The organism is Kribbella sp. NBC_01510 (assembly GCF_045040325.1).
In the GTDB taxonomy this organism is placed as follows: Bacteria; Actinomycetota; Actinomycetes; order Propionibacteriales; family Kribbellaceae; genus Kribbella.
This window is the reverse complement of record NZ_CP109418.1, coordinates 6012122-6037702: the sequence shown is the minus strand read 5'-3', so window position 1 is coordinate 6037702 and position 25581 is coordinate 6012122. Positions and strand designations below refer to the sequence as shown.

21 protein-coding genes are annotated in these 25581 nt (G+C 68.7%); 7 read left to right on the top strand and 14 right to left on the bottom strand.

The genetic code is table 11. The annotated features are described in order from the left end of the window. Nucleotides 1-336: 336 nt before the first annotated feature. The 4 genes from OG558_RS29975 to recA form a co-directional block, all read right to left on the bottom strand. Nucleotides 337-1119 (bottom strand): IS630 family transposase, encoded by a 783-nt coding sequence (locus OG558_RS29975; protein WP_405065979.1) that lies wholly within the window; start codon nt 1117-1119, stop codon nt 337-339. Next, nucleotides 1008-1466: a helix-turn-helix domain-containing protein gene (locus tag OG558_RS29970; protein ID WP_405064857.1), complete on the bottom strand. Its 459-nt coding sequence runs from the start codon at nt 1464-1466 to the stop codon at nt 1008-1010. Before OG558_RS29970 ends, OG558_RS29975 begins: the two co-directional genes overlap by 112 nt. 155 nt (nt 1467-1621) lie before the next feature. After that, a complete protein-coding gene (locus OG558_RS29965; protein ID WP_405065978.1) occupies nt 1622-3430 on the bottom strand; it encodes a regulatory protein RecX in 1809 nt (602 codons plus the stop codon). Then, nucleotides 3417-4493: a recombinase RecA gene (recA, locus tag OG558_RS29960; RefSeq protein ID WP_329475957.1), complete on the bottom strand. Its 1077-nt coding sequence runs from the start codon at nt 4491-4493 to the stop codon at nt 3417-3419. The genes OG558_RS29965 and recA overlap by 14 nt, the downstream gene beginning before the upstream one ends. Before the next feature lie 249 nt (nt 4494-4742). Between recA and OG558_RS29955 the strand changes: the two genes are divergently transcribed. From OG558_RS29955 to OG558_RS29945, 3 genes are all read left to right on the top strand, one after another. Continuing rightward, on the top strand, nt 4743-5534 hold the full coding sequence (locus tag OG558_RS29955; RefSeq protein WP_405065977.1) for a hypothetical protein: 792 nt from the start codon (nt 4743-4745) through the stop codon (nt 5532-5534). A 42-nt stretch (nt 5535-5576) separates the two neighbouring features. Beyond that, nucleotides 5577-6137, top strand: coding sequence for a GrpB family protein (locus OG558_RS29950; RefSeq protein ID WP_329475955.1), 561 nt, complete (start codon nt 5577-5579; stop codon nt 6135-6137). Between the two features lie 157 nt (nt 6138-6294). Further along, nucleotides 6295-8409: an MMPL family transporter gene (locus OG558_RS29945; protein ID WP_405065976.1), complete on the top strand. Its 2115-nt coding sequence runs from the start codon at nt 6295-6297 to the stop codon at nt 8407-8409. Between the two features lie 10 nt (nt 8410-8419). Here the strand turns inward: OG558_RS29945 and OG558_RS29940 are convergent, their stop codons facing one another. Next, nucleotides 8420-8614 (bottom strand): DUF3046 domain-containing protein, encoded by a 195-nt coding sequence (locus OG558_RS29940; protein WP_328521670.1) that lies wholly within the window; start codon nt 8612-8614, stop codon nt 8420-8422. Then, nucleotides 8611-9756, bottom strand: coding sequence for an LppM family (lipo)protein (locus OG558_RS29935; protein WP_405065975.1), 1146 nt, complete (start codon nt 9754-9756; stop codon nt 8611-8613). The genes OG558_RS29940 and OG558_RS29935 overlap by 4 nt, the downstream gene beginning before the upstream one ends. A 108-nt stretch (nt 9757-9864) precedes the next feature. Here OG558_RS29935 and OG558_RS29930 point away from each other — a divergent pair, with 108 nt between their 5' ends. From OG558_RS29930 to OG558_RS29920, 3 genes are all read left to right on the top strand, one after another. Continuing rightward, entirely contained in the window at nt 9865-14460 is a 4596-nt protein-coding gene (locus OG558_RS29930) for an ATP-dependent helicase (RefSeq protein WP_405065974.1), read from the top strand. A 115-nt stretch (nt 14461-14575) separates the two neighbouring features. Continuing rightward, on the top strand, nt 14576-15361 hold the full coding sequence (locus OG558_RS29925; RefSeq protein ID WP_329475950.1) for a DNA-formamidopyrimidine glycosylase family protein: 786 nt from the start codon (nt 14576-14578) through the stop codon (nt 15359-15361). Between the two features lie 105 nt (nt 15362-15466). Continuing rightward, on the top strand, nt 15467-15919 hold the full coding sequence (locus OG558_RS29920) for a DUF4262 domain-containing protein (protein WP_405065973.1): 453 nt from the start codon (nt 15467-15469) through the stop codon (nt 15917-15919). 103 nt (nt 15920-16022) lie between these two features. Here OG558_RS29920 and OG558_RS29915 read toward each other — a convergent pair whose 3' ends face one another. Beyond that, nucleotides 16023-16958 (bottom strand): LysR family transcriptional regulator, encoded by a 936-nt coding sequence (locus OG558_RS29915; protein ID WP_405065972.1) that lies wholly within the window; start codon nt 16956-16958, stop codon nt 16023-16025. Nucleotides 16959-17028: 70 nt separating this feature from the next. Between OG558_RS29915 and dapA the strand changes: the two genes are divergently transcribed. Then, a complete protein-coding gene (gene dapA, locus OG558_RS29910; protein ID WP_405065971.1) occupies nt 17029-17949 on the top strand; it encodes a 4-hydroxy-tetrahydrodipicolinate synthase in 921 nt (306 codons plus the stop codon). Nucleotides 17950-18044: 95 nt separating this feature from the next. On the opposite strand, the gene OG558_RS29905 is transcribed toward dapA, so the two are convergent. The 7 genes from OG558_RS29905 to OG558_RS29875 form a co-directional block, all read right to left on the bottom strand. Further along, on the bottom strand, nt 18045-18335 hold the full coding sequence (locus OG558_RS29905; protein ID WP_328521677.1) for a helix-turn-helix transcriptional regulator: 291 nt from the start codon (nt 18333-18335) through the stop codon (nt 18045-18047). A gap of 163 nt (nt 18336-18498) precedes the next feature. After that, the gene (locus OG558_RS29900; RefSeq protein ID WP_405065970.1) at nt 18499-18999 is read right to left on the bottom strand and encodes a CinA family protein; all 501 of its coding nucleotides are present in this window, start codon (nt 18997-18999) and stop codon (nt 18499-18501) included. An 87-nt stretch (nt 19000-19086) separates the two neighbouring features. Next, entirely contained in the window at nt 19087-19710 is a 624-nt protein-coding gene (pgsA, locus tag OG558_RS29895; protein ID WP_329475945.1) for a CDP-diacylglycerol--glycerol-3-phosphate 3-phosphatidyltransferase, read from the bottom strand. After that, complete coding sequence (locus OG558_RS29890; RefSeq protein WP_405065969.1) at nt 19707-21407, bottom strand: MiaB/RimO family radical SAM methylthiotransferase; 1701 nt, start codon at nt 21405-21407, stop codon at nt 19707-19709. The genes pgsA and OG558_RS29890 overlap by 4 nt, the downstream gene beginning before the upstream one ends. Nucleotides 21408-21490: 83 nt before the next feature. Beyond that, nucleotides 21491-22243, bottom strand: a complete 753-nt coding sequence (locus OG558_RS29885; protein ID WP_405065968.1) for a helix-turn-helix domain-containing protein — start codon at nt 22241-22243, stop codon at nt 21491-21493. Between the two features lie 118 nt (nt 22244-22361). Next, nucleotides 22362-22928 (bottom strand): hypothetical protein, encoded by a 567-nt coding sequence (locus OG558_RS29880; protein ID WP_329475942.1) that lies wholly within the window; start codon nt 22926-22928, stop codon nt 22362-22364. 3 nt (nt 22929-22931) lie between these two features. Beyond that, nucleotides 22932-25565: a DNA translocase FtsK 4TM domain-containing protein gene (locus OG558_RS29875; protein WP_405065967.1), complete on the bottom strand. Its 2634-nt coding sequence runs from the start codon at nt 25563-25565 to the stop codon at nt 22932-22934. Between the last annotated feature and the right edge of the window lie 16 nt (nt 25566-25581).

Below are 25581 nucleotides of genomic sequence, written 5' to 3'. Positions count from 1 at the left end.
TCTCGTAGGCATGAGGCGAGCTTCTCGCAGGCATGACGTGAACTTCTCGCTGGCATGACGCGGCCGGCTGCGCGGTGGCGTGACCAGACGATGGGGCGATCGCCTGGTCACGCTCGCTCGTCAGAGGCGGTGGCGGGTGCCGCGCTCTTGGTGGGGAACGACCTGCGCTGACCCCCGGAAGGTCGGGGCCGGCAGCTGGACGTCTCGTAGGTAGCCAGGTTCAGCCGCGAGCCGGTCTCCGGGAGCAGCGGCGGCTTCCGTCACCGACTCTTCGCCCGGAAGGTGTCTCTCATCCGGCACCTGCTCCAACGTTGCCGAACTAGTAGATCGTCGCAGCTAATTGTTTGGGTATAGGTGGCGGAGTTTGGTGCGTGCGTCTTCGGTGGTGAATTGCCAGTCGACCTGACGCTGGGTGGTGTTGGTGGCTTGCTGCCAGACGGCGAGTTCGGTGTTCAGGAGGGTGAGGTCGTCGAGCCGGCGGTCGAGACATTGGCGGGTGAGCGCGGACAGTTCGATCTCGGCGATGTTGAGCCAGGAGCCGTGTTTCGGGGTGTGGTGGATCTCGAGGCGCTGCGCCAACGCGAACGCCTTGGCCGGATCGAACGCCTCATAGAGCGATCCGATGGTGTGGGTGTTGAGGTTGTCCATCACCAGCACCACCTTCTCGGCGTCGGGGTAGTCGAGGGTGAGTAGCCGTTCGGTCTGGTGGGCCCAGTCGGTCCTGGTCCGCTGTGGCTGGGCGTCGACGCGCCGCCAGCCGGCCAGCGGCTCGACCCAGCAGAAGATCGAGCAGGTGCCGCGGCGGACGTACTCGCTGTCTTCCTTCAGATCCTGTCCCGGTGCGGCGGGGATCGGGTCGCGGGCGTGACCCAGCAGCTGGTAGGGCTTCTCGTCCATGCACACCACCGGACGCGCCGGGTCGAAGCGGCGGGCGTAGACCGCGAGAACGTCTTCCATCGCGGCAGCGAACGGCGCGTTCGCCGTGGGTGGGATGGTCCAGCACTTCTTCAGATGAGGACGCAGCCTCGTTTTTTTAACACCCGCCCGATCGTGGAGTGATCCAGGTCCGGAATGTCCTCGACCAGCGCGACATGCCTTTCCAGCAACCGCAGCGACCACCGGGCATAGCCCTGCGGTGGCTGCGAGCACGCCAGCGCGATCAGCCTCGCCTCGACCTCGCCGGTCACCGGCGAGGGCACCGGCGGATGCTCACGCTGCTTGCGCGAGATCGTGGCGTCCACATCCCCGCCGGTCTCAGCGAACCGCTTGGCGACCAGCCGCAGCATCTCGGCCGAGACACCGACCCGGGCCGCGAGCACCTCCTGGGTATCGACCTCGCCCACCGAGGTATCCAGCGCAAGCAGCACCCGCGCCCGCCTGATCACCGCGGCCGGATGCACCCCCGTCGTGGTCACCCGAACCAGCCAGTCACGATCCGCCTCGGTCAACACCACCGGACGCTTCATCAGCGAAGGCACGACAACAGTCCTGTCTGGCAGAGGGGAAGGAAGATCTGCCGGACCCAAACCTCCCAACCACACCCCCAGAACTAAGCAGCGACACGCTACTAGTTTCCAAGCACAACCTATTGCGCAGGTGAACGGATTCAGCCCTCCCGCGGTCAGTCCGGCTCCAGCCCAGACGGATCCAGCAACGGGAGCTCCTCATGGCTGGCGTCCAACTCCTGCTTCACGATCGTCATCGCAAGGCCGCCGGGGTACCCCTTGCGCCCGAGCATCCCGAGCAGACGACGCATCGCAACCTGCCGATCAAGCGAACGCATAGACCGCAACTTCCGCCGAACCAGAACGCGAGCCGTCTCTTCCTCCTGTTGGGGATCGAGCTCATCCAGCGCGTCCCGCGCCAGTTCGTCATCCACACCCCGCCGGCGCAGCTCCTGAGCCAGCGCGCGCTTCCCCAAACCCCGCCCCCGATGCCGCGACTCAACCCACGCGTTGGCAAACGCAGCATCATCGATCAACCCGACGTCGGTAAACCGATCCAGCACCTCCTCGGCCACCTCATCCGGAATCTCCCGCTCCGCCAAGAGATCCGCCAACTCAGCCCGAGTCCGCGGCTGCCCCGTCAACTTGTCCAGCAAGATCCCCCGAGCCAGCACCCCCGGATCCTGCACCCCATCCAACTCCGGATCCGCCGCCCCCTCAGGCCCATCAGCCCCACGTCGACTCCCCCGGCCGCCTCCAAAGCCCCGCCGCCCCACCGTCCGCCGCTGCCTTCGCTCCCCGCCCCCCGAACCCGCCCCCGCGCGACCACGCTCGTCAGCAGGGTCTCCGGAGCGCGTACGCACGGCCTCTGCATCCCGATTAGCCCCAGCACGCGGCGCATCGCCGGCGTTGGCGCGCCCCGCCGCGCGGGTATCCGCCACAGCACCAGCGGGGTCTTGCCCGGCGCCGAACTCATCGTCTCCGGTGCCCCAGGCACCAGACTTGCCTCCGGCGGCGGTGGCAGGTGCCCGACGTCCGACGGCACCGGTGTCGGCCGAAGGTCCGGCAACTTCGTCGGCCGAACCGTCTTCTGAGTCGCCCCACGGATCGGCGCCCCCTGCCTCGGAACCACGACCACGAGACCTGCTCGGCGACTCGTCGAAGGACGCGGTGTCGTCCGGATCTGCCCATGGATCAACGAGCTTCGCATCGGAGCCACGGCCACGCGCCTGGCTCAGCGATTCACCCGCGGACGCGGTCTCGTCATCTGCGCGGGAATCCGGGCGCCGCGTGGATCGGGGCGCGCGTCGGGTGTGGCTGGGTAGGTCGCCGTCGGGCGCGGTGTCGTCTGAATCTGCCCATGGGTCTAGCGGGCGCGAACCGCGGGCGCGCGTCGGCAACTCGTCCTCGGTTGCGAAGGCCTGTGCAGCTGCCCGGGAGTCGGCCTTGCGTGCCGCGGCTTCAGCAACCTCGTCGTTCTCGGCGATTCGACGGATCGAGCCGGCCCGGCGTCGGGGCGAGCCCGGCCCCGGAAAGTCGTCGTCAGCCGAGACGTCGTCCGGATCGGCCCACGGATCAACAGCCCCCGCACCCGACCTACCGCCGCGGGTACGACGCCCCTCGCCGACAGTGCCACCGTCGCAAGAAGCACCACCGACGCGAGAACCACCCGTGCCAGAAGCGCCGCCGGCGCGAGAGCCACCGACGCGCGAAGAGCCGCCGACGCGAGAACCGCCGTCACCAGCCGAATCGCCGTCACGCGCGGAGGTATGTGCAGCCTGGTCGCGACCGTGTTGGGCGGAACCTCGGTTGGGTTGTGGGAAGGTGCCGGAGGGCCCTGTAGATGCGGCCGTGCCCTCAGCCAGGAGCTTTCGCGCCAGGGCAAGGCGTTCTTCGTGGGGTAGGGACAGGGCCGCGGGGGCAGCGTCGTCGGCTGGGGGCTGGGGGACGCCGCCGCCCGCGGGGGGTCGATCAGAAGTCGACATCGACCTCGGCCGTGGCGGCCTCGTCAGCCGGCTGGTCCAGTGTCGGGCCGATGCCCATCTTCTCCTTGATCTTCTTCTCCAGCTCGTTGGCCAGATCGGGGTTGTCGCGCAGGAAGTTCCGCGCGTTCTCCCGGCCCTGGCCGAGCTGGTCGCTCTCGTAGGTGAACCAGGCGCCGGCCTTGCGGACGAAGCCCTGCTCCACGCCGAGGTCGAGCAGGCTGCCCTCGCGGCTGATGCCCTGGCCGTAGATGATGTCGAACTCGGCCTGCTTGAACGGCGGAGCCACCTTGTTCTTCACGACCTTGATGCGGGTCCGGTTGCCGACCACGTCGGAACCGTCCTTCAGCGACTCGATCCGGCGCACGTCCAGCCGCACCGAGGCGTAGAACTTCAGCGCCTTACCACCGGTCGTGGTCTCCGGGGAGCCGAACATGACGCCGATCTTCTCGCGTAGCTGGTTGATGAAGATCACAGTCGTGTTGGTCCCGCTGACCGCACCGGTCATCTTCCGCAGCGCCTGGCTCATCAGCCGGGCCTGCAGACCGACGTGGCTGTCACCCATCTCGCCCTCGATCTCGGCGCGCGGCACCAGCGCGGCCACCGAGTCGATCACGACGATGTCGACCGCGCCGGAGCGAACCAGCATGTCGGCGATCTCCAGCGCCTGCTCACCCGAGTCTGGCTGCGAGACCAGCAGCGCGTCGGTGTCGACGCCCAGCTTGCGCGCATAATCCGGGTCGAGCGCGTGCTCGGCGTCGATGAAGGCGGCGATGCCGCCGGCGCTCTGGGCGTTCGCCACCGCGTGCAGGGCGACCGTCGTCTTACCGGAGGATTCCGGACCGTAGATCTCCACCACGCGACCGCGCGGCAGACCGCCGATCCCGAGCGCGATGTCGAGCGCGATCGAACCAGTCGGGATGACCTCGATCGGCGCGCGGCCCTGCTCGCCCAGACGCATCACCGCACCCTTGCCGCACTGCCGCTCGATCTGCGTCAGCGCGGTCGCCAGCGCCTTCTCGCGATCCGCCGCCGCGCGCTCCGCACTCGCCGCTGCACCAGCCATATGACTGCCACCTGACCCATCTGATATTCGGGGCCGCTGTCCCAGCCGCCCGGAGAAACTTCGTGTCGCCAGAGAAGGTAAACGTCTCGTCGGACAGTTTTCGCCGCCACTTCGAATCTGTGGACAACTCGGCCGCCCGGCGCACCTTCAGGACACCAAACTATCCCGAACACGTGTTCGAATCGCAACTGACACGCCGAAGCTGTCCCGGCAACCATCCTGGACCGCCGGCTCCCTACCCTGGCGGGCGTGGCAGACCGTCCCGACGTCCCCGACTCCGCCGTCGTCCTCGCCCTCAGCCGGGTCGAGTTCGGCATCGATTCGGTCCTCGACGCACTTCGTACCCAGGACCCGTTCGGCATCCGCAGCATCCTGGCCGACTACTCCGCCCAGGAGCAACCCAACCTGGCCGAGAGGGGCCTGATCCTGGCGGTCGACCAGTTACTGAGGATGAGAGTGCCCGGGCATGCCGAGTGGCCGACGCTGCCGCTGGCCAAGCGCTGCGACTGGTGGGTCGAGCGACTCGGCGGGTTCGCGGCCGTCGTCGCCGGTCTCCCCCGGATCACCGGTGCGGCCGCCGACCGGCTGCCGGTCAAGGACACCCTCGGCGCGGCTGTCCAGGCGATGGTGATCGGTGCGGTCTGCCGCGAGTACGGCGTCGAGGCGCATGCCGACCGTACGGCGGTGATCGCACGGGTACTGACGGACCGTCCGATCACTCCGGACGACGTACTCAAGTACGACGACCCGACAGCGGCGGGCCAGGATGTCGCGAAGCAACTGGGGCTCGGCGATGAGTCCGAGGAGGCAGGACTGCGCATGGGCGTCCGGATGGTGTGGCGGATCAGCAAGCTCTTCGGTGGGCTCGGTGAGGTCTTCGAGGACCGCCCGCGCGGCAGCATCGGTGCCCGGCTCGTCGGCAAGCTTCCCGGGGTCGGCGTGGTCGGCGGATTCTTCGACGAGCGCAAGGGCATCCGCAAGGCGGCGTACGAGACCGCGGAGTTGCTCAGCAGCAGTGCGTTCCGGGTCAAGCCGTTCTGACAAACACTGGGGCCACGGCTGCGGTCCTGGGATGATCTCGGCATGACTGGGATCGTGATCGCACAACCGGACGACAGCTGGCCGGCGCAGTACGAGAAGATCGCGCACGCGGTCGGCGGACTGCTCGGCGAGTTGGCACAGCGGATCGACCACATCGGATCGACCTCAGTCCCTGGCCTGCCCGCCAAGGACATCCTCGACATGCAGGTGACGGTCGGGACGGAGCCGGAGCTCGACGACGTGGCCGAGCGGATGGTGGCAGCGGACTGGGAGCTCCGCCCGCCCCGACGGGACCATCCCGTCCCCGGGCTGCCCGCCGACGACCTGCAGTGGGTGAAGCGCATGCTGCGCGAGCCGATGTACCGGCGGCGGGTAAACCTGCACGTCCGAGTCGCCGGTCGTGCGAACCAGCGGTACGCACTGCTCTTCCGCGACTATCTGCGCAGTCATCCGGAGACAGCACAGGCGTACGGCGCCTTCAAGCGCCAGGCCGCTGCGCTGCAGGTCGACGTCGCGGACTACACCGACTTGAAGGACCCGGTCTGCGACCTGATCTACCTGCCCGCCGAAGAGTGGGCCGCGCGTACCGGCTGGACCACTTGAGTGACCTGATGCCCGAGTGGGCAGCAGGACGCACGGTGAGCGCAGTACTACTGCGCGGTCGTTGACCCCGGTCTGCTGCACCCAGCAGGCTGGGTGCAGGGACGTCGTGGTCGGCCCGGCGTGCGGGCGGGTGTCCCTCTCAGGGGGCGTGGTTCGGGTGGCCGGAGCAGGACGGCTGGCGGCGTTGCCGTGCGGCAAGGTGTCCAAGTGGATCGTACTGGCGCTGTGGATCGTCGCCGTGGCGGTGTGCTTCAGCCCGGCGGGCAAGCTGACCGGTGCGCAGGAGAACGACGCTGTCTCCTGGCTGCCCGGCAACGCAGAGTCCACCAAGGTCTTGAAGGAGTCCGCGCAGTTCTCGTCCCCGGATGAGATCCCGGCGGTGCTGGTGTACGAGCGCTCTTCCGGTATCACTCCCGCCGATCAGCAGGCAGTGGCACGCCAGGTCACGCAGTACGGCGGTCTGCCCGACGTCGACCGTGATGTCATCGGGCCGATCCCGTCCGAGGATCGCAAGGCACTACAGGTCCTCGTCCCGATCAACGCCGGGTCTGGCGGCTGGGAGACGATCGGTGCGCGCGCCGACGACATCAGGCGCATCGCCGCGGATCGTCCGGACGGACTGTCGTTCCACGTGACCGGGCCGGGCGGCTTCTCGGCCGACTCGCAGGAGGCCTTCGCAGGTATCGACGGCAAACTCCTGTACTCCGCTGCCGCCGTAGTGATCGTCATCCTGCTGCTGACGTACCGCAGCCCGGTGCTCTGGATGCTGCCACTGCTGTCCGCAGGCGTCGCACTCTTCGCCGCACAGGCGGTGATCTACGCCTTGGCGACCCAAGCGAACCTGACCGTCAATGCCCAGAGCGCAGGCATCCTCACAGTCCTGGTGTTCGGTGCTGGGACGGACTATGCCCTGCTTCTGATAGCTCGCTACCGTGAAGAACTCAGGAGGCATGAGGACAGACATGAGGCGATGGCGTTCGCGCTGCACCGGTCAGGTCCGGCCATCATCGCCTCCGGTTCCACCGTGGTGGCAGGCATGCTCTGTCTGCTGTTCGCGTCGATGAACTCCACGCGCGGGCTCGGTCCGGTCGCAGCGGTCGGCATCGTGATCGCACTGATCGCCATGCTGACCCTGCTGCCCGCACTGCTCGTCATCTGTGGTCGCTGGGTGTTCTGGCCGCTGCGTCCGACGTACGGATCGGATGACCACACCGAGACGAGTGTCTGGGGTCGCATCGGCCGGCGGATCGCCGTACGTCCACGAGTCACCTGGATCACCACATCCCTCATCCTGGCCATCGCCGCACTCGGCACCTTGACACTCAACGCCAACGGCCTGTCCAACGCGGAGTCGTTCGTCGGTACGCCGGACTCCGTGGTCGGTGAGAAGGTCGTGGCAGCCCACTTCCCAGCGGGCGCCGGCAATCCACTGGTCGTAGTGAGCAAGGCCGACAAGGCCGCCGAGGTCCGTACCGCGATGTCCTCGACGCAAGGTATCGCCGCAGTGGCGCAACCGCGGGTCGGCGGCGGACTGGCGTACCTCGAGGGGACGATGACCGACGCGGCAGACTCGCAGGCGGCGAAGACCACCGTGGATCGCGTACGGGCGTCGGTGCACGCGGTGCCGGGCGCCGACGCGCTGGCCGGTGGTGGTGCGGCGATCCTGCTCGACACACAGCGAGCGGCCGATCACGACAACAAGGTGATCATCCCGATCGTGCTCCTGGTGGTGCTGGCGATCCTCGCACTGTTGCTGCGGGCACTGGTCGCGCCGCTGATGCTGGTGGCAACTGTCGTGCTGTCGTTCGGCGCGGCGCTCGGGATCAGCTCACTGGTGTTCAAGGCGCTCGGCTTCGAGGGGGCCGACACCTCGCTGCCGTTGTTCGTCTTCGTGTTCTTGGTTGCCTTGGGCATCGACTACAACATCTTCCTGATGACGCGCGTGCACGAGGAGTCGAAGGTGCACGGCACCCGGCGCGGGGCGCTGATCGGCGTGGCCGCGACCGGTGGCGTGATCACCTCGGCGGGCCTGGTGCTGGCGGGAACGTTCGCGGTGCTGGCGACGCTGCCGGTGGTCGCGTTCGCGGAGATCGGGATCGCGGTCGCGCTCGGCGTACTGCTCGACACCATCATCGTCCGCTCCGTGCTGGTCACGGCCCTGAACCTGGACATCGGCCGGCACCTGTGGTGGCCGAGCCAGTTGGCCAACAAGCGCGATCCCGAGCCGGCCGACAGCGTGCCCGAGAGCGAGTCGGCACTCACCAGCACCTAGCAGGTGCGGGTCAGCGTTCGCTGGGTGGGAGTTGGAGGTGGGCCCAGACGGCGCGCCAAACGGTCTTGGCGTGTTCGCCGTCGGCCAGAGCCTCGACGACCGTGCGGCCGCCGAGCCCCTGGACGACCTGGGTCTCGGCCCAGGTCCGTGCATACGCGGTACCGAGATGGCGATCCATCCGGTCCCAGAACTCCGTCAGTCTCATGCCTGCCCGTTGTCGTCCTTCGGTGGCGGTCCCCAGCCTCCCTGCTGGGGCGGCTGCTGGCCGTACGGCGATCCCTGCTGCGGTTGACCAGGCGGCTGTCCCTGGCCCGGCTGCTGTCCCCAACCACCCTGACCCTGCTGCGGCGGCTGTCCTTGCTGCCCCGGCGGCTGCTGTCCTTGCGGACCCCATTGCCCCTGCCCCGGTTGGCCCTGATGCGGCTGAGGCTGCCCAGGGTACTGCGGCTGTCCAGGCTGCCCCGGATACGGCGGTTGCCCCGGTCCAGGCTGACCTTGACCAGGTTGGCCCGGCCCCGGCTGACCCGGGTACTGGCCGGGCTGACCGCCGTACTGTCCGGGTTGACCGCCGTACTGCCCAGGCTGCCCGGGGTACTGACCGCCCGGACCGTATCCAGGCTGCTGCCCGTAGCCCGGCTGACCCGGGTACGGCCCCGGCTGTCCGCCGTACTGCCCCGGGTACTGACCGTAGGGCCCGTAGCCCTGCTGGGCCTTGGCCTTGCGACGACGCAGTACGAGGAAGAGGACCGCGCCGATCACGAGCAGCACCAGCACGACGATGAGGATGATCGCCCAGGTCGGGAAGCCGCCGCCGGCCTCGGACGTCAGCGAGACCTTGCCGAGCTTGTCGAGGCTGTCGTACGTCGCGGTCCGGCCGTCGATCTTCGCACCGTCGTCGTGCTCGAGGATCTTGCCCGGCATGGTGATCTTGAAGTTCACCTCCGGCTGGCTGCCGGACGGGACCTGGCCGAGGCTCGAGTCCTTGACCGAGACCATGACCTTGTCGCCGTCCTTGCGGAAGCTCACCCCGTCCCCGCTCGAGCTGCCCATCTTGTCGAACGGAACGCTCTCGAACGTGCAGGTCGACCCGACGTACTTGTCGTTGTCGTACGGCGTGCAGGTGACGCCCTCGGTCGTGGTCTGCTTGATCGCGTCGTCGATCCGCTTCCGGATCGTGTCGAGCGACTGGCCGCTGGCCTGTAGCAGCTGCTTGTCGACGCCGATCGTCATGTTGCCCGAGACCGTCTCGTTCGAACCGACCTTGAGATCGGCGTCGAGCTGCACGCACCCGGTCAAAGCGACCAGGCAGGCCACAACGAGGAGCGCTGCGCGTACGCGGTTGATCATGGCGCCGATCATTCCAGACGAGGGGGACAAGATCGGCATCGGACGGAAAGCGCCTGTTCACAGCGGGCGATGAACGGGTGGTGAAAACTGTCGGCGGGACCCGGCAAGATGGGCGATGTGAAGAAAACCAGCGCGTTGAGCCGGTTCTCGCCCGCGACCCGGGCGTGGTTCGGCGACGTCTTCGAGGCGGCCACCCCGGCCCAGCTCGAGGCGTGGGACGCCATCACCGCGGGCCGGGATGCGCTGGTGGTCGCCCCGACCGGCTCGGGCAAGACACTGGCTGCCTTCCTCTGGGCGCTCGACCGGCTGGCCACGACTCCCCCACCCGACGATCCGAAGCTGCGCTGCCGCGTGCTGTACGTGTCGCCGCTGAAGGCCCTCGCGGTCGACGTCGAGCGGAACCTGCGGGCCCCGCTGATCGGGATCCGGGAGACCGCTCGACGGCTGGGCGAGGCGCCTCTCGACATCGAGGTTGCGGTGCGATCGGGCGACACGCCGGCCGGCGAGCGACGACGGTTCGCCTCGCGGCCGTCCGACGTACTCATCACCACTCCTGAGTCCTTGTTCCTCCTGCTGACGTCGCAGGGCCGGGAGTCGCTGCGCGGTGTCGAGACCGTCATCGTCGACGAGGTGCACGCGGTCGCGGGGACGAAGCGCGGCGCACATCTGGCGCTGACGCTCGAGCGGCTCGACTCGCTGCTGCCGAAGCCGGCGCAGCGGATCGGACTGTCCGCGACGGTGCGGCCGGTCGAGGAGGTGGCGCGCTTCCTGGGTGGCGAGCGGCCGGTGACGGTCGTGCAGCCGAAGTTCGCCAAGCAGTGGGAGCTGAGCGTCGTCGTGCCGGTCGAGGACATGGCCGAGCTGGCGTCCACCGAGCTCGAGACCTCCGGATCCGCCGCGGGACCGCCGCAGCACGCCTCCATCTGGCCGCATGTCGAGGAGCAGGTCTTCGACCTGATCGGCCAGCACAACTCGACCATTGTCTTCGCGAACTCGCGCCGCCTGGCCGAGCGCCTCACCGCCCGGCTGAACGAGATCGCCGCCGAGCGGGCCGAGCTCGAGCTGGCCGACCAGGGTTCGCCGGCCCAGGTGATGGCCCAGTCGGGTGCGTCGCTCGCGGCGCCGCCGTTGATCGCGCGGGCGCACCACGGTTCGGTCAGCAAGGAGCAGCGGGCGCTGATCGAGGCCGATCTGAAGTCCGGCCGGCTGCCGTGCGTGGTGGCGACGAGCAGCCTCGAGCTCGGCATCGACATGGGTGCGGTCGATCTGGTCATCCAGGTCGAAGCGCCGCCGTCGGTCGCCAGCGGCCTGCAGCGTGTCGGTCGCGCCGGTCACCAGGTCGGGGCGGTGTCGCGTGGCGTCCTGTTCCCCAAGTTCCGTGGCGATCTGATCGACACGGCCGTTGTTGTGCAGCGGATGCGCGACGGGCTGATCGAGAGCCTGCACATCCCGGCGAACCCGCTCGATGTGCTGGCGCAGCAGATCGTGTCGATCGTTGCCCTGGACACCGTTGACGTCGACGAGCTGTTCGCCTTGGTACGACGCTGTGCGCCCTTCGCGACGTTGCCACGATCGGCGTACGACGGGGTCCTCGACATGCTCTCGGGCCGGTACCCGTCGGACGAGTTCGCGGAGTTGCGCCCGCGCATCGTGTTCGACCGGGTCAGCGGCGAGATCTCGGGGCGGCCGGGCGCGCAGCGACTCGCAGTCACCAGCGGCGGGACGATTCCGGATCGCGGGCTGTTCGGCGTCTTCCTGGTCGGCGAGTCGACCAACCACCGCGTCGGCGAGCTCGACGAGGAGATGGTGTACGAGTCGCGGGTCGGCGACGTGTTCACCTTGGGAGCGTCGAGCTGGCGGATCGAGGACATCACCCACGATCGTGTGCTGGTCTCCCCCGCGCCCGGGCAGCCGGGGCGCTTGCCGTTCTGGAAGGGCGACGCAGTCGGGCGGCCGGCTGAGCTGGGTGCGGCCACCGGTGCGTTCGTTCGGAAGATGGCAGCATTGCCGGCAGCCAAGGCGATCGAGCGAGCGCGGACTGCCGGCCTGGACGAGTACGCCGCCAACAACCTGGTGTCGTATCTCGCCGAGCAGCGGGATGCGACCAGCCGAGTGCCCGATGACGTGACCATCGTGGTCGAGCGGTTCCGCGACGAGCTCGGCGACTGGCGGGTCTGCGTGCATTCGCCGTACGGCGGTCAGGTGCATGGACCCTGGGCGCTGGCGATCGCGGCGCGGCTGCGCGAGCGGTACGGGATGGATGCGCAGTCGGTCTCGGGTGACGACGGGATCGTGCTGCGGCTGCCGGAGACGGACGAGTTGCCGCCCGGTGCGGAGCTGGTGCTGTTCGATCCCGCGGAGATCGAGGACTTGGTCACCGCTGAGGTCGGCGGATCGGCGTTGTTCGCCGCGCGCTTCCGGGAGTGCGCGGCCCGCGCGTTGCTGCTGCCGCGGCGGAATCCGGGGCGGCGGTCGCCACTCTGGCAGCAGCGTCAGCGGTCGGCGCAACTGCTGTCGGTGGCTAGCAAGTACGGGTCGTTCCCGATCGTGCTGGAGACCTTGCGCGAGGTGTTGCAGGACGTCTACGACCTGCCCGCGTTGAAGGATCTGCTCACCGGAATCAGCGAACGACGGATCTCGGTCGTCGAGGTGGAGACGCCGGAGGCTTCGCCGTTCGCGAAGTCGTTGCTGTTCGGCTATGTGGGCGCGTTCATGTACGAGGGCGACAGTCCGCTCGCGGAGAAACGTGCGGCCGCGCTCGCGCTGGATCAGAGCTTGCTCGCAGAGCTGCTCGGGCGGACCGAGCTGCGCGAGCTCCTCGACGCCGAGGTCGTGCTGCGGACCGAGGCCGAGCTCCAACGGCTCGCCGAGGACCGGCGAGCTCGTGATGCGGAGGGGCTGTTCGACGTGCTGCGGATGGTCGGTCCGCTGTCGTTGTCCGAAGCGTCGCAGCGTTGTGTCGACGGGTCGGACGCGGAGTCTTGGCTGACCTCGTTGGCCACGGCTCGTCGGGTCGTACGGGTTCGGATCGCCGGTGAGCACCGGTGGGCAGTGGTTGAGGATGTGGCCCGGTTGCGTGATGCGCTCGGCGTACCGCTCCCACCTGGGGTCGCGGAAGCACACGCGGAGCCGGTCGCCGATCCGCTTGGAGACCTGGTCTCCCGCTACGCGCGAACGCACGGGCCTTTCCGGGCTATAGACCTGGCGACGCATCTGGGGATCGGCGTTGCTGTCGTCACCGAGGCGTTGCGGCGGTTGGGTGCGGCGGGGCGGGTCGTCGAGGGCGAGTTCCTGCCCGGCGGGATTGCTCTCGAGTGGTGCGACAGCGAGATCTTGCGCTTGCTCCGGCGGCGGTCTCTGGCGGCGCTGCGCAAGGAGGTCGAGCCGGTCGATCCATCCGCGCTCGCCCGCTTCCTGCCCGCTTGGCAAGGCATCACGAGCAGCCGCGGCCGTGGGTACGACGTACTCCTCGGCGCGGTCGAGCAGTTGGCCGGATGTGCGGTGCCGGCGTCAGCGCTGGAGTCGATCGTGCTGCCGTCGCGGGTGCCGGGGTATCAGCCGTCGATGCTGGACGAGCTGACAGCGACTGGTGAAGTGGTGTGGGCGGGTTCGGGATCGTTGCCGGGGACAGATGGGTGGGTGTCCCTCCATCTCGCGGACAACTGCGATCTGACCTTGCCCGACCCCGATCCTGCCCTCGAGCTCGGAGAGACGCATCAGGCCGTGCTCGACGCGTTGTCGGGCGGTGGCGCGTTCTTCTTCCGGCAGTTGAGCGACGTTGTCGGGGCGGCCTCGGGAGTGGTGAACGACGAGACGCTGGTCGGGGTGTTGTGGGATCTCGTCTGGGCTGGTCACCTGACCAACGACACACTCGCTCCGGTGCGCTCGCTCGTGGGCGCGGGTCGCGGTAGTCATCGAACTCGCCGTACGACGCCTCGCGCGCGGCCTGGACGCCCGACGCGGCCGGGCCGACCAGCAATGCCGTTACGCAGTGGGCCACCGTCAGCGGGTGGGCGATGGTCGTTGCTTCCGGCCCGTAGTGCCGATGCGACACGGCGGGCGCATGCCGCGGCGGAGACACTGCTGGATCGATACGGCATCGTCACGCGAGGGTCGGTGATGACCGAGCGGACGCCCGGTGGGTTTGCTGCCGTCTACAAGGTGCTGAGCGCGTTCGAGGAGTCGGGGCGATGCCGGCGCGGATACTTCGTGGCCGGGCTCGGTGCCGCACAGTTCGCCCTACCCGGTGCGGTGGATCGGCTGCGCGCATTGGCTGAGCTACCCGGGTCTGCCGCCGGTGGTCCGGGACGCAGCCGGCGTGACGAGGAGCTGACTGTGCGGGCCGTCGTACTCGCTGCGTCCGATCCCGCGAACCCATACGGCGCAGCCCTACCGTGGCCCGAGCGCGAAAGCGCCGGCGGGCACAGACCCGGGCGGAAGGCCGGGGCATTGATCGTGATGGTGGACGGGCAGCTGATCGTGTACGTCGAACGCGGCGGCCGGACGGTCCTCAGCTTCACCGAGGACGCAGACCTCCTCCAGCCTGCAGTCGACGCGCTCGCGCTGTCCATCCGAGACGGCCAACTCGGCAAGCTCAGCGTGGAGACAGCCGACGGCGAACAGGTCCGCCACACAGCCTTCGGCGACGCCCTCGCCAAAGCGGGCTTCCACGCAACCCCCCGAGGCCTACGCCTTCGAGCCTGAAACCCACCCCATTGCCCGGCACTTGCGAATCACCTCTCCAGGCCACGGACCCATGGCCGCGAGCACGACACTCAGGCGATCGGCGATGCTGGTGAGATGGCTGGGGTGATCGGGAATGCCTGAGGGAGATACCGTCTGGCGGGCCTGCAAGCGGCTGAATCAGGCGCTCGGCGGGCAGGAGCTGACCCGGACAGACTTCCGCGTGCCGTCACTGGCGACGACTGACCTCAGCGGTCGCACGGTGCTGGAGGTCGTTGCACGCGGCAAGCACCTGCTCATGCGCCTCTCCGGTGGAGTAACAGTGCACAGTCACTTCAGGATGGACGGGAGCTGGCATCTGTACCGCCCCGGAGAGCGATGGCATGGCGGACCTGATCACCAGATCCGCGCCGTACTGGAGACCGCCTCCTGGACGGCCGTCGGCTACCGACTGCCGGTGCTCGACCTCGTCGCGACGGACGCCGAGGAGACAGTCGTCGGTCACCTCGGGCCGGATCTTCTGTCGCCGTCGTTCGACCGCGCCGTCGCGATCGCCAACGTCGAGGCCGACCCGAAGCGAACCATCAGCGAGGCGCTGCTCGACCAGCGGAACCTGGCCGGCATCGGCAACTTCTATCGCACCGAGGTCTGCTTCCTGCTCGGCCTCCACCCATGGCGACCGGTGTCCGCGGTCGACGTACCCGCGGCGGTCGACCTCAGCCGGCGACTGATGAAGGCCAATGTCCGCAACGGCACCCAGGTGAGCACCGGCGTCGACCGACCCGGCCAGCGATCCTGGGTCTTCGAACGCGCCGGCAAACCCTGCCGCCGCTGCGGTACGACGATCCTGACCGCCTCGCTCGGCGAACCACCCCGGGACCGGATCACGTACTGGTGCCCGGCCTGCCAGCCCGAGAACTGACCTGTGGACAACGCCATCACCGGGACGCGACACGGATATCTTCTCTGACGCATCGAACATTTGTTCGAACGAGAGGAGAGGTTGATGTGCGACAGGTGCGGTGGCTTGACCAACGAGCAGTACTCGCGGCAGATCGAACGGAACATCCAGACCTACGGCTGGACGATGCAGTACGTCGAGGGCGACGGCGCCCGCAATCCCGGCTTCGGATACAGCCTCGGACTGAGCCTGTACCGCCACCCGGAGATCATCGTCTTCGATCCCGATCCAGCCTGGGCCTACCTAGGCCTCAAACCCTTGGCCTGGGCAGTGATGGACGGCTCTGTCTTCGACGAAGGCGACGACCTCTCGGCATTCTTCCCACCACCAGAAACCGCCGAGCTCGTCCGGTTCCCGGACTCGGCAACCCACCTCTTCACCGCCAACCACATGTTCCGCGACCCAGACGAGTCTCCCCTCCCGGCCCTTCAACTCCTCTGGCCCCACCGCGTCACCCTCATCCAACCAAGCACCAGCCACCCCACCCCCAAGCGAGACGCCAATGACGACAGGCGCTAATGGCCGACCAGTTCCCGTTCAGCGAGGGCCCGGGTGAGGCCGGGTGGTGCGCTTGGTGACGGCAACCGCTCGGGACGTGCACCAGCGGTTGGAGCCATCACTGCTAGACGTGCCGCAAGGTCGTGCCCATGGATATGGCGCCCGTAGAGGTGGTGCTCGTGGATGTCGAGCTCGGAGGTGCGATGGCTGCGTGTAGGGCTGTGCGGGCGGCCGAGATGGCTGGGTGGGTGGCGGTGCCGCGGCGGAAGGCCAGGTGGGTTCTACGTCGGATGGAGAGGGGCGTCAGTACGACGGCGACGGGTGGCGCGGCGGCGCCCAGGTCGGGGACGAAGGCGACGCCTTGGCCGGCCGCCACCAGCGCGAGCACTGCGCCGAAGTCGTCGGCGTGATGGCGGATGCGGGGCGTGAATCCTACGGCCTCGCAGGCCCGGATGGTCAGGGAGTGGCAGAGGGTCCCTGGGGTGCCGGCGATCCATGGGGAATCACGCCGGTCGGTCAATGGTCCGGTCGTCAGGGCAGCCAGGTGGACGGTTTCTTCGAGCAGTGATTCTGTCTGCAAACCGGGATCGGAGGCGATTGGGACGTAGTCGTATTCCTGAAGCAGGGCGACGTCGAGGCTTTCATCGCGGAGGGCATCGGGCATCGACGCCGGATCGAGTTCGGTGACCATGAGGTCGAGGCCCGGATGGTCGGTGCTGAGGGCGACGACGGCTGGCGTCAGGATGGTCGGGACAGCAGTCGGGAAGACGCCGATACGCACGGTTCCGGTGAGTGCGGTTGCGGTTGATGCCAGGTCAGCGGCGGCCTCCTGCAGGATCGCGAGGATCGACTCGGTGCGCTCGACGAGGACGCGTGCGGCTGGGGTCAGCGTGACTCGCCGGCCGGTCCGTTCGAGTAGCGGTACGCCGGTCTCGCGTTCGAGGGCGGTGAGCTGTTGTGACACCGCCGACGGCGAGTAAGTCAACGCCTCGGCAACGGCGGCGATCGTTCCGCGGTGGGCCAACTCGCGGAGGAGCCGGAGTCTGCGTACGTCGAGCATCAGCTCAGCTTACGCTCGACGACAGAAACGCGAACTGGATCTGCAGAGCGGAATGCGTGATCGTCGAGGCATGTCGCTCTCTGGTCTCTTCGTTCCGCTCGTCACGCCGTTCACCGCCGCAGATGAACTCGCCTCCGATTCGCTGGAGGCACTCGCCCATGCCGTCCTCGATGACGGAGCGGCCGGGATCGTTGCCTTGGGCACGACTGCCGAACCGGCGACGCTGACATCCGCGGAGCGGCGCAAGGTGGTCGATATCTGCGCCAACGTGTGCGTGGAGCGCGGCGCAGACGTGATTCTCGGCGCCGGGTCGAACTCGACCTCCGGCTCGATTGACTCGCTCGCCGCGATCGATCCGCGCGTCACCGCTGCTCTGACGGTTGTCCCCTACTACACCCGCCCGTCCGAGGATGGCGTCGTCGAGCATTTCCGGCGACTTGCGGCTGCCAGTCCGGTGCCATTGCTCGTGTACAACGTTCCCTACCGCACAGGTAGGCCGTTGGGCGCGGATGCCCTCGGGCGGCTCGCTCGGATCCCCAACGTTGCCGGGTTCAAGCACGCAGTCGGGGGGATCGACGATGCGACTGTCGAGTTCATGAGCAGCGCGCCGGAGGATGTCGCGGTTCTAGCCGGCGACGACCTGTACGTCGGACCCCTGCTGGCACTCGGGGCACACGGGGCGATCCTGGCCTGCGCCAATGTGGCGACGCGGGCGTACGCAGACCTCCTCGCCGCTTGGCGCGACGGGCCGCTCGAACACGCGCGTGAGCTTGGCAACCGGCTCGTTCCGCTGGCCCGCGCGCTCTTCGCCGAGCCCAATCCTGCGGTGATCAAGTCCGTACTGGCGGCTCGCGGCCGGATTCCCAGCCCAGACGTGCGCCTGCCGCTCCTTCCGTCCAGCCCGGCAGCAACGGCAGCCGCTCTCGCATGCTGCGAGACCTTGGACACGCGCGCCGAGCATGCTCTCGAGCCGGCGATCCGACACCGCTAACGCAGAAGACCCGGGCCGGCGCGGCGAACAGCCTTAAGCCTGGTCAGGCGGCGGAGGCGATGATGTCGGGCTGTGGAGGCGGTGGGCCTGGGCCGTTAGGCGGCGGAGGCTACTACCTCGGGCTCGATGGTGGGGTGGGTCAGGACCAGGGCCTCTTCGCGGGCCAGGTCTTCGCTGACTTCGGCGAAGACGGTGGACAGCGGGACGTCCAGGGCCATGCAGATAGCGGCCAGGAGTTCGCTGGAGGCTTCCTTTTGGCCGCGTTCCACCTCGGAGAGGTAGCCCAAGCTGACGCGGGCGTCGGCGGATACCTCGCGGAGCGTGCGCCCCTGGCGCAGCCGCTTACGCCGCAGGACGTCGCCCAGCAGGCCACGAACCAGCACCATGAGGTTTCTCCCTTCCGCCTGTCCGGTCGTTTCTACTCGCACGGTAGCTCGACCGTAGGAACCAACGGTACCCGTTGCTGGGTCACTACTCCTCGCAATGTCCACCTTCGGTGCGCCGCGCCTGTCTGTCCTACCTGTCCCCATGGTGGTCTCAACACCTCGATCAGTCGAGTTCTTCCGCCACAAGAGTTGCTCCGAGTTCAAGAACGGCCTGCACACTTGCTCGGCGTACCGCTGCCCGGTCACCGGTCAGTTGCAACTTCCGCACCTGTACAGAGCCCGGTCCGGCCGCTGCGACGTACACCGTCCCGGCCTCGATCCCCGCCTGCGGGTCCGGTCCGGCCACACCGGTCGTGGCAAGGCCATAGGTGGCCTCCAGCCGCTCCCGTACGCCGGCGGCGAGGGCAGCGGCCGTATCTGGGTGGACCGGCCCCACGGCAGCCAGAAGGTCCTCAGGAACGCCCGCAAGCTTGGCCTTCAGGTCAGTCGCATACACGACAACTCCACCGCGATAGACCGCCGACACGCCCGGCACATCCGTCAGCGCGCCTCCAACCAGTCCGCCGGTCAGCGACTCAGCTGTGGCAAGCGTCTCCCCACGATCCTTCAACAGCCCCACCAAGCGCGCGAGTACCACCTCGAGCTCCGCGTCCCCACCGGCCACCTGTCACCTCCACCAGTTCCCCAACAGATCTCAGCAACCCCACCAGACTTCCCGACTGACCCCGGACGTCGACACGCCGGGCCGGGGTCACGGGAGGGGGCGTTTCGCGGCGGCGCGGAGGCGGAGTGCTCGGCCCACGTAGTCGATGCCGGTGACGATCGTGACGATGACGGCGGCGGCCATGAACGCGACGGCGGTCCAGTGGAGGGGCGCGAACGACTGCCACGGGAGGAGATAGAGGCCGAGCGCGATCGCCTGGAGCACGGTCTTCAGCTTGCCGCCGCGGCTGGCCGGCATCACGCCGTGCCGGATCACCCAGAAACGCAGTGCCGTCACACCCCACTCGCGGACCAGCACCACGACGGTGACCCACCACGGGAGTTCACCGAGATACGACAGACCGATGAAGGCGGCGCCGGTGAGCGCCTTGTCGGCGATCGGGTCGGCGATCTTGCCGAAGTTCGTGACCAGGTTCCAGCGGCGGGCGATGTCGCCGTCGAAGCGGTCGGTGACGATCGCGACGACGAACGTAGCGGTGGCGAGCAGGCGGTTGCCGTCGCCGTCGCCGCCGTCGCGAAGCAGCAGCCAGACGAACAGCGGGACCAGGAGCAGCCGCAGGACCGTGAGCGCGTTCGGCACGTTCCACACGCTGGGGGCGTGGAGCGGACCGGAGGATGCGTGCGACGCCGGGTTCGTCGGCGAGTTGGTCACGCGGTCAGGTTAACTGCCGGACGGCCGTCGCGGGTGCTCACGAGTGCCGCGAACTCGGCAATCAGGTCGACTCCGTCGCTCCCGACCACCTTCGCGGACACCAGATCGCCGACCCGGACGCCCGCCGGCAGACCCGTGACCGTCGTCGAGCCGTCCACCTCCGGTCCCTGATGAGCGGCCCGCCCCTCCCCCGTACGCCCGGCTTCGTCGCCTGAGGTGGAGCTGTCGGCGGAGAACTCGGTGCCGGTTGCGGTCTTGGTGTCTACGGAGGGGGTGGGGTCGAGGGATTCGACGAGGACTTCGAGGAGTTCGCCGGTACGGGACTCGGCTCGGGCTGAGGTGAGGTCTTCGGCAAGCCGGGTGACGCGGTCGAGGCGGGCGGCGATGGTGTCCTCGTCGAGTTTGCCGTCGTACGTCTCGGCTTCGGTGCCGTCCTCGTCGGAGTAGCCGAAGACGCCGATCGCGTCGAGGCCGGCGCGGGAGAGGAAGTCGCACAGGACGTCGACGTCGTCCTCGGTCTCGCCCGGGAAGCCGACGATGACGTTGCTGCGGATACCGGCCGTCGGGGCAGCCGCGCGGACCTGGGCGATGAGCTCGAGGAAACGCTCCGAGTCACCGAAGCGGCGCATCCGGCGCAGGAGTGGACCGGAGGCGTGCTGGAAGGACAGGTCGAAGTACGGGACGACGCCGGGGGTCGAGGTCATCGCGGTGACCAGCGTCGGGCGCATCTCCGCCGGCTGCAGGTACGAGACGCGCACGCGGGTGATGCCGGGGACCGCGGCGATCTCGCCGACCAGGGTCTCGAGCAGGCGCAGGTCGCCGAGGTCCTTGCCGTACGAGGTGGAGTTCTCAGACACGAGGAAGAGCTCGCGTACGCCGTTCTCCGCCAGCCACTCGGCTTCGCGGAGGACCTCGGCGGGGCGGCGCGAGACGAACGCACCGCGGAACATCGGGATCGCACAGAACGCGCAGCGGCGGTCGCAGCCGGACGCGAGCTTGAGCGGAGCCATCGGGCCGCCGTCGAGGCGGCGGCGCATGACGCGCGGGCCGCTCGCCGGGGCGGAGGTGAGGTCGGGGGCCTCGATCTTCAGCTCTTCGGGCCGACCGGTGGCGAAGCGGCCCTTCAGGGCGGGCCCGTCAACCGAGGCGTCGTCAGCGGCAGACGCCTCGCGCGCCGGCCTCAGCTGGTCGGGGATGTGGCCGGCGTCCTGGACGCGGGTCGGGTCGCCGTGGCCGGGGATGGCTATGCCTGTGGTGGAGGCTCGGTCGGCGGGGGCCAGCGGGAGGAGTTTGCGGCGGTCGCGCGGGACGTGGGCCTGGTGCTTGGTGCCGGCCAGGATCGAGCGGAGGCGGTCGGAGATGTCCGCGTAGTCGTCGAAGCTGAGGACCGCGTCGGTCTCCGGGAGCGCTTCGGCGAGCTGGTCGCCGTACCGTTCGGCCAGGCAGCCGACCGCGACGACGGCCTGGGTGCGGCCGGAGTCCTTGTAGTCGGCGGCGGCGAGCAGCGTGTCGACCGAGTCCTTCTTCGCGGCCTCGACGAACCCGCAGGTGTTCACCACCACGGTGTCCGCCTCGGCGGCGTCCTCGACCAGCCGGAACCCGCCGGCTTCGAGCCGGCCGGCCAGTTCCTCGGAGTCGACATCGTTGCGGGCACAGCCCAGCGTGACCAGGGCGACGGTGGTGGGTGGCGTAGTCATCCCCCCGAGTATGACGCGCCGCGCAGCCCGGCACCTAACTCAGGACCACGCTCCGCGACCTGAAGACCCCGAGCGGCGAGAGGTCAATTCGACGGGTACTTGGTGAGGGTGCCGTCGGGGTGGGCGGTGAAGCGGTACAGCTTGGTGGATTGGCGTTGGCCGTTGAGGGTGACGATGAGGTTGGCCGGGATGCCGACGGTGATGCGGATGTCCCCGGTCGTGGTGACGGACTGAGCGATCCCGGGGTTGAGGTGCCCCTGGAAGAGGCGCTTGCCCTTCTTGTCGCGGACCGTCAGGTAGGTGCCGTCCCCCTTCGCAGTGAGGGTGAGCTCGGTCTTCAGCACCGGTGGCTTCTTGGACGGCGTCCGCGTGGGACGGACGGTCGGCGTCGGCTTGGGCGTGGGAGTCGTGACGGTCGCGGCGGTGGTCGCGGTCTTGGAGGCGTTGGCCTCGATGTCGCTGGGGAGGGTGAAGAGGCGGACCATCCCCCAGCCCATCAGGCTCACCAGGATCGCGCCGACCACGAGCGCCCACCGCGGCCGGGCCGGATGCAGGGTCGGGCCTTTGACTGCGGCGCGTTCCTCGCGGCGAGCCTTCTCCTCCTCGACGGCGTGTTCGGCGTCGAAGGCGGCGAGCAGTGGTGCGGGATCAGCCTTGACCACCCGGGCGATCGAGCGGATATGGCCGCGGGCGTAGAAGTTCCCGCCACAGCGGGAGAAGTCGTCGGCCTCCATGGCGACGAGCAGCCCGGTTCTGATCCGGGTGGCGGCGCTCAACTGCTCGATCGACATGTCGGCCCGTTCCCGGGCCGCCGTGAGCTCGCTGCCGATGCTCACGTCCCCACCATCCTCTCCATCGCCCGGCGTATCTCCGCGGTCCGTCGACATCGCCATGCCGACAACCGGATCGTCGACATCAAGTCAACGGCCTTGGTGCGACGGGGTCACGGACGTATCAGAGTTGTTCCCTGACCGGACATCTGGCATTCGCCAGCATGTGCAGTGCCTGTACCACTTCCCCGTTCGACGGCCGAGCCGTCAACCCGAACGGTACCGCGAGCGAGGAGCCGGTCAGTCGACGGTTCGCATCAGTCGTCTTGCGAGTCGAACTCGGCATCACTCCCAGCACCGGTCCAGGATCCAGCAAATGAACGGCAATCCGGCCGTCGTCCAGCAGGTGGCGGCGCTGCAGCACCGTCACCTCGTCGATGTCCTCCCAGCGCGTCCCGATCCATTCGTGGCCGATCCGCAACCGGATGCCGACCTCGTCGGCCACCAGCATGTCCCCGACCGTCAACGCCCGCGCACAGACCACAGCCAGTACGGCGAACCCCGCCGCCGCGAACCATCGCAGGATGCCGGTGGGACTGGTGGATGCGGAAGTGGCGAAGCCCACCGCGACCAGCAAAGCCCCGAGGGCGAGCCCGCCGTGCACCTTCTGCGAGGCGCGGACGGTGAACGGCACCGGCTTGGGGTCGAGGTCGAAATGGTCCTGCCTGGGCAGTGCACTCGCGGCGGTCACGGGTCACTCTCCTCGGAGGGTGGTGATGAAGTCCTCTAGATCGTCCGGTTTGACCAGGACGTCCCTGGCCTTCGAGCCCTCACTGGGACCGACGACGCCGCGGCTCTCCAGGATGTCCATCAGCCGGCCGGCCTTCGCGAAGCCGACCCGGAGCTTGCGCTGCAGCATCGAGGTGGAGCCGAACTGCGTCGACACGATCAGCTCCGCGGCCTGCACGACCAGGTCGAGGTCGTCGCCGATCTCGTCGTCGAGATCCTTGCTCGGCCCGGCGACGGCGGTGACGTCCTCGCGGTACGTCGGCTCCAGTTGGGTCTTGCAGTGCTCGACGACGCCGTGGATCTCGGACTCCGTCACCCACGCACCCTGGATCCGCATCGGCTTGCTCGCGCCCATCGGCAGGAATAGGCCGTCACCCTGGCCGACCAGCTTCTCCGCACCCGGCTGGTCCAGGATGACCCGGCTGTCGGCCAGCGACGAGGTCGCGAACGCCAGTCGCGACGGCACGTTCGCCTTGATCAGACCGGTCACGACGTCCACCGACGGCCGCTGGGTGGCGAGCACCAGGTGGATGCCGGCCGCCCGGGCCAGCTGGGTGATCCGGACGATCGAGTCCTCGACATCGCGCGGGGCGACCATCATCAGGTCGGCGAGCTCGTCGACGATCACCAGCAGATAGGGGTACGCCGAGAGCACGCGCTCGCTGCCCGGCGGCGGCTTCACCTTGCCCGCGCGGACCGCCTTGTTGAAGTCGTCGACATGCCGGTAGCCGAACGCGGCCAGGTCGTCGTACCGCATGTCCATCTCGCGGACGACCCACTGCAGCGCCTCGGCCGCCTTCTTGGCGTTGGTGATGATCGGCGTGATCAGGTGCGGAATGCCCTCGTAGTGGTTCAGCTCGACCCGCTTGGGGTCGACCAGGATCATCCGCACCTCGTCCGGCGTGGCCCGCATCAGGACCGAGGTGATCAGCGAGTTGACGAACACCGACTTACCCGAGCCGGTCGCACCCGCGACCAGCAGGTGTGGCATCTTCGCCATGTTCGCGACCACGAAGCCGCCCTCGACGTCCTTGCCGAGGCCGGCCACCATCGGGTGGTGGTCGTTGCGCGCGGTCGCCGACCGGATCACGTCGCCGAGGCTGACGATCTCCTTGTCGGTGTTGGGGATCTCGATGCCGATCGCGGACTTGCCCGGGATCGGCGACAGGATCCGCACGTCGGCCGACGCGACCGCGTAGGCGATGTTCTTGCTCAGGGCGGTGACCTTCTCGACCTTCACCGCCGAGCCGAGCTCGACCTCGTAGCGGGTGACTGTCGGGCCGCGCGTGTAGCCGGTGATCTGGGCGTCGATGCCGAACTGCTCGAACACCTCGGTCAGCCGGTCGACCACCGCGTCGGACGCCTTGGTCCGGGCCTTGTGGACCGAACCCGGCTTGAGCATCTGACCGTCGGGCAGCGTGTACGTGATGTCGCCGGAGAGGCTGAGCTGCTCGACCCGCTGCGGGATCGGCGTGTGCGGAGGCGGCTCGGGCGGCGCTTCCGGCTTGCTGGGACCACCGCCGGCCCCGACGGCGATGCCGAGCCCCGGAGCCCCGGCCGCAGCGGCCGCATCACCGTCGACGTCGTACGCGTCCTCCTCAGGAACCGGAGCCGCCTTGGCCTTGCGGCCTCGCTTGGAGATCTCACGTCCCTCGAGCACCGGCGAGTCGTACGGCTTGATGGTCGGCTCGCCGTCCTCCTCCTGCGCGGCCTTGGCCCGGCGCTCCTTGCGGGTCAGCCGCACGGTGTCGTCGGTCGGCGCGGCCACGACGGACGGTGCGTCCTCCGGCAGCGCCGTACGCCCCATCAGTACGTCGAACGCCGCACGGAACCGCAGTGGGATCGCGTAGACCGGAGTGCCCGTGACGACGAGGGCACCGAAGATCGACAGCAGCACCAGCAGCGGTGCGGCGACGTACTGCGTCAACAGGTCCGACAGCAGGGACGAGACGACGTACCCGATCGCGCCGCCGGCGTCCCGCAACGAACCGTCGGCCGGGTTGCTCGGACGGGGCAGACCGTTGGCGATGTGGACCAGGCCGAGTACGCCGAGGGAGATGGCGGTCCAGCCGATCACCTGACGTCCGGCCGGGCCGTTGCGGTCCGGGTGACGCAGAGTGCGGATCGCGACGAACAGCAGCATCAGCGGGACGGCCCAGCCGAGCATGCCGACGCTGCCGCCGACGACGGTCCGGATGCCGTTGCCGACCGCGCCCGGGAGGTCCCACCAGATCGCGGCGGCCACGACGACCGCCAGGCCGATCAGGAACAGGCCGGCGCCGTCACGACGGTGCTCAGGGTCGAGTTCGCGGGCGCCGTGACCGATGCCGCGCACCATGCTGCCGATCAGATGCGCGATGCCGAGCCAGACTTTCACCACGCCGCGACCGAGAACGATCATGGCGGCCGCGAACGGGCCAGGTCCGCTGTTCTTGGGCGTGCTGGTCCGCGCGGCGGAGGATCCACCGCGCTTCGCGCTCTGCCCACGCTTCTGGGCGCCTGACGGCCGGGAGCGTCCACCAGCAGCCGAACGAGCCGAACTCGGCCGTTTGGCTGCCGACTTCTGCGCCCGCGCCGGGGAAGACGTGCGGGTCGCCATATCTAGCAGGCTACCC

Excerpts from the sequence above, each read along its gene's own strand:
- OG558_RS29950 (WP_329475955.1), top strand. The coding sequence starts at position 5,577 with ATGACTGGGATCGTGATCGCACAACCGGACGACAGCTGGCCGGCGCAG.
- OG558_RS29875 (WP_405065967.1), bottom strand. The coding sequence starts at position 25,565 with ATGGCGACCCGCACGTCTTCCCCGGCGCGGGCGCAGAAGTCGGCAGCC.
- OG558_RS29905 (WP_328521677.1), bottom strand. The coding sequence starts at position 18,335 with ATGGTGCTGGTTCGTGGCCTGCTGGGCGACGTCCTGCGGCGTAAGCGG.
- OG558_RS29970 (WP_405064857.1), bottom strand. The coding sequence starts at position 1,466 with ATGAAGCGTCCGGTGGTGTTGACCGAGGCGGATCGTGACTGGCTGGTT.
- OG558_RS29940 (WP_328521670.1), bottom strand. The coding sequence starts at position 8,614 with ATGAGACTGACGGAGTTCTGGGACCGGATGGATCGCCATCTCGGTACC.
- dapA (WP_405065971.1), top strand. The coding sequence starts at position 17,029 with ATGTCGCTCTCTGGTCTCTTCGTTCCGCTCGTCACGCCGTTCACCGCC.
- OG558_RS29890 (WP_405065969.1), bottom strand. The coding sequence starts at position 21,407 with ATGACTACGCCACCCACCACCGTCGCCCTGGTCACGCTGGGCTGTGCC.
- OG558_RS29915 (WP_405065972.1), bottom strand. The coding sequence starts at position 16,958 with ATGCTCGACGTACGCAGACTCCGGCTCCTCCGCGAGTTGGCCCACCGC.
- OG558_RS29965 (WP_405065978.1), bottom strand. The coding sequence starts at position 3,430 with ATGTCGACTTCTGATCGACCCCCCGCGGGCGGCGGCGTCCCCCAGCCC.
- recA (WP_329475957.1), bottom strand. The coding sequence starts at position 4,493 with ATGGCTGGTGCAGCGGCGAGTGCGGAGCGCGCGGCGGCGGATCGCGAG.
- OG558_RS29935 (WP_405065975.1), bottom strand. The coding sequence starts at position 9,756 with ATGATCAACCGCGTACGCGCAGCGCTCCTCGTTGTGGCCTGCCTGGTC.
- OG558_RS29930 (WP_405065974.1), top strand. The coding sequence starts at position 9,865 with ATGGGCGATGTGAAGAAAACCAGCGCGTTGAGCCGGTTCTCGCCCGCG.
- OG558_RS29925 (WP_329475950.1), top strand. The coding sequence starts at position 14,576 with ATGCCTGAGGGAGATACCGTCTGGCGGGCCTGCAAGCGGCTGAATCAG.